Source organism: Stenotrophomonas sp. SrG (assembly GCF_050031795.1).
GTDB classification, from domain to species: Bacteria; Pseudomonadota; Gammaproteobacteria; order Xanthomonadales; family Xanthomonadaceae; genus Stenotrophomonas; species Stenotrophomonas rhizophila_A.
The window spans coordinates 1-274 of sequence record NZ_JBNBBE010000241.1 but is presented as its reverse complement, the minus strand read 5'-3'; the positions used below and the strand labels follow the sequence as shown (position 1 = coordinate 274).

1 pseudogene is annotated in these 274 nt (G+C 75.9%); it reads right to left on the bottom strand.

What is annotated here, in order from left to right:
* Positions 1-253, bottom strand: a pseudogene (locus tag ACQG3P_RS19680) (lipopolysaccharide biosynthesis protein); the annotation flags it as partial.
* Positions 254-274: the final 21 nt, after the last annotated feature.

Below are 274 nucleotides of genomic sequence, written 5' to 3'. Positions count from 1 at the left end.
AACCGATCCCGGCCACCAGCACCAGGCCCAGCCCCGACACCAGCAACGGCGTCCGGGCGCCCGGCCAGAAGACCGCCGCCGCGGCCAGCGCCAGCAGCAGGGTCACCACGATGGCAATGCCGCCCCCGCGCGGGGTCGCCACGACAGGGCTGCGGCGTTCCCCGGGCTGGTCGAACAGCTTGCGCCGCAGCGCGTACCGGGGGGCGCACCACGTGAGCACCGCCGCCACCGCCAGTACGGCTGGCAGCCCCATCCACCACGCCGCCGGCATGGA